This window comes from Bradyrhizobium campsiandrae (assembly GCF_014529705.1).
Classification (GTDB): Bacteria; Pseudomonadota; Alphaproteobacteria; order Rhizobiales; family Xanthobacteraceae; genus Bradyrhizobium; species Bradyrhizobium campsiandrae.
Genome location: NZ_JAANIH010000276.1, coordinates 1 through 386 on the forward strand (window position 1 = coordinate 1; position 386 = coordinate 386).

Genomic DNA, 386 nt, shown 5'->3' on the forward strand with positions numbered 1-386 from the left:
AGCTCGGAGAGGTGTATAAGAGCCAGAGCAAAGATGGACGGTCGCATAGCAAAGCACTGGCAATCAGTGCCTTTAGAGCTTGCTATCACCCAAAAAGGCAAGCGAGCTAAAGTAAAAAATTTGGAACAAAAGAAACTTAGCCACTATGTCGGTAACTTGAATGTGGTTATTTTTGCCCCAGAGGATTTATCGCTTGTGAAAGGCGCTCCAGGAATAAGACGTCGGTTTTTGAATATGGAAATTGGACAAATGCAGCCGATTTATTTGCATAATCTAAGTGAATGCCAGCGAATATTGCAACAACGGAACCAATATTTGAAGATGTTGCAAATGAAACGCAAAGTAGACCCAATATTACTTGACATTTTGACTGAACAGTTCGCAGA

At 41.2% G+C, this 386-nt stretch carries 1 protein-coding gene; it reads left to right on the plus strand.

Annotated features, from left to right (window positions below; all coding sequences use genetic code 11):
- Nucleotides 1–33: 33 nt before the first annotated feature.
- Nucleotides 34–386, plus strand: a 353-nt coding sequence (locus G8O24_RS47415) for a hypothetical protein (RefSeq protein ID WP_497717878.1), incomplete at its 3' end; no start/stop codon positions are given.